Below are 2743 nucleotides of genomic sequence, written 5' to 3'. Positions count from 1 at the left end.
CGCCCGTGGGCAACCCGGCCACGCCTCCCGCCGCCGTCACCACGACGCCCGCGGCCACCACCGCGCCCGCCGCGGCGACGAAGCCCGCCGCCCCGGCCCCGCAGGGCGGCGGTCTGGGCCTGGACCTCACGGGCGACAGCGACAAGCCGCCCGCGCCCACGATGACGTTCGACGCGGTGGACGTGTCCGGCAAGACGGCGGACCGCCAGCGCCTGGACGCGGCCATCTCGCTGTTCAAGAACGACGAGTACGAGAAGGCGGCGATGGCGTCGCACGAGCTCATCGGGGACCCGAAGCTGCAGGGTCTGCACACCGAGGCGCGCTACGTGCTGGCCAAGTCGCTCTACCGCATGGGCCTGTACCACTCGTCCCTGGGCGAGTTCTCCAAGATCCTCGCGGTGGGCCCGTCCACGAAGTTCTTCAAGACGAGCCTGGAGTGGCTGTTCTTCATCAGCCGCAAGACGCAGAACGAGACGGTCATCCTGGATGAGATCGCCCGTTACGCGAACTACGAGTTCCCGGAGAAGTTCCGCAACGAGTTCCGCTACCTGCTGGCCCGCTACCACTTCGTGCGCGGCCGGGCCCTGGATCAGGTGGGCCAGGCGGAGAACGCGGACAAGAGCTTCGAGGAAGTGAAGCGGCTGGCGCTGACCATCCCGCGCACGGATCCGTTCTACCCGCGCGCGAAGTACCTGGAGGGCGTGGCCTTCTTCCGCAACGGCACGCGCAACAAGGACGCGGCGCTCAAGCGCGGCAACACGGACGTGCTGGCGTCGGTGGAGGCGATGAAGGAAGTGGTGCGCCTCACCCGTCCCCAGGCGGGCCGCACCGGCGAGCAGGCGAAGCTGGACAAGTCGCTGCGGGAGCTCGCCTTCATGCAGCTGGCGCGCACGCACTACGGCATGCAGCAGAACCGCTTCTCCATCTTCTATCTGAACAAGGTGGAGCGCGGGAACACGCAGTGGCTGGAGGCGCTCTTCGAGTCGTCCTGGGCCAACTACCGCATCGGCCAGTACGAGCAGGCGCTGGGCAACCTCATCACCCTGTCGTCGCCCTTCTTCCGCGAGGAGTACTTCCCGGAAGCGCTCATCCTGAAGGCCGTCATCTATTACGAGAACTGCCGCTACCGGGAGTCCAACCTCATCCTCCAGGACTTCGAGCGCACCTACCTGCCCGTGCACGACGAGCTGGACTCGCTCGTGAAGAAGAACATGGACGCGAGCGAGTACTACACGGTGCTCGCCGACGTGCAGAAGAAGAACAAGGACGGCCTGGAGAAGAACGGCACGGACGTGCTGCTGGAGCGCATCCTGCGGCTCGCGCTCACGGATCAGGACCTGAAGAAGACCAACGACTCCATCCTGGAGCTCGAGGGTGAGATGGACCTGTTCTCCAACAAGGGCGACACGTTCAAGTACTCGGAGCTGACCAAGCAGCTCTTGGAGGGCCTCAAGGTCCAGCGCACCAGCCTCATCTCCAAGGCCGGCACCATGGCCAAGGGCAAGCTGGAGACGGAGCTGGGCGCGCTCAAGCTGCTCCTGGCCAACGGCCTGCGCATCAAGTTCGAGACGACCACCAAGGAGAAGGAGTTCCTGGAGGAGCAGCTCAAGGCGGGTGGCCGCACGGCCATCGTCAAGAAGTACAAGTACTCCGTGGCGGTCGCGGACGATCAGCTCTACTGGCCCTACGAGGGCGAGTACTGGCGTGACGAGCTGGGCACGTACCAGTACACGCTGACCAAGGGCTGCATCGAGCGCGACACGGCCAACCGCAACATCCAGTCCGCCGGCGCGATGTAGACGCACGGCAGGACAGGTGGGAGTCTCCCGGCCCGCCGGAGCGCTGGTTCAAGCGCTCCGGCGGTTTTCTCTTTCTGAAGGCACGTGGACGAGGGGAGTACGAGGGTGGCTCGGGAGGCGTCGCTGCGGGTGGTGTTCGGCATCGCCGTCCTGGACCTCATCGGGTTCGGCATCCTGATTCCCCAGCTCGGCGTGTACGGCGTGCGCTTCGGGGCGTCGCCCTTCACGGTGGGGCTGCTCGTCGCGGTGTACTCGCTCATGCAGCTGGTGGCGGCGCCCATCATGGGGCGGCTGTCGGACCGGTTCGGCCGGCGGCCGGTGCTGCTGCTCAGCCAGGTAGGGTCGCTCCTGGGCTACGTGCTGTTCGCCTTCGCGCACACGCTGCCGCTCTTGTTCCTGTCGCGCGTCATCGACGGGGTGTCCGGCGGCAACGTGTCCACGGCGCAGGCGGTGGTGGCGGACATCACGCCGCCGTCCGAGCGCGCGCGGGGCATGGGCATCATCGGCGCGGCGTTCGGCCTGGGCTTCGTGCTGGGGCCGGCGCTGGGCGGCGTGCTGGGGGCGTGGGGCGGCAACCTCGCCATCGGCCTGTTCGCGGCGGGGCTGTCCGCGGTGAACCTCCTCTGCACGTGGTTCTTCCTGCCGGAGACGCGCGTGCCGGGCTCACCTTCCGCGACGGTGCGCACCATCAAGGGCGCCGCGTCCGTGCTGTCGCTGCCCGTGGTGGGCCGGTGCGTGGTGCTGGTGCTGCTCTTCACCGTGGCCTTCGCGCAGATGGAGGGCACGTTCTCCGTGTACCTGCTGACGCGCTTCCTGTCGGCCGGCGCGGTGCCGCTGGAGGGTGGGTGGCTGGTGCACGCGGTGCACCCGGACGAGGCCATCCTGCGGGAGGCCAGCCTGCGCTCCGGGGCGCTCTTCGCCGTGGTGGGGGTGCTGTCCGCGCT

2 protein-coding genes are annotated in these 2743 nt (G+C 67.8%); both read left to right on the top strand.

What is annotated here, in order from left to right:
* Positions 1–1799 (top strand): adventurous gliding motility protein GltC (gene gltC, locus D7V93_RS41350; protein WP_244237816.1); only part of this gene is annotated, 1799 nt, incomplete at its 5' end.
* Between the two features lie 105 nt (positions 1800–1904).
* Positions 1905–2743, top strand: an 839-nt coding sequence (locus D7V93_RS41345; RefSeq protein WP_120648468.1) for an MFS transporter, incomplete at its 3' end; no start/stop codon positions are given.

The sequence above is a fragment of the Corallococcus llansteffanensis genome, assembly GCF_003612055.1.
Taxonomy (GTDB): Bacteria; Myxococcota; Myxococcia; order Myxococcales; family Myxococcaceae; genus Corallococcus; species Corallococcus llansteffanensis.
Note: the sequence above shows the minus strand (reverse complement) of the source record. Positions and strands in the feature narration are given on the sequence as shown.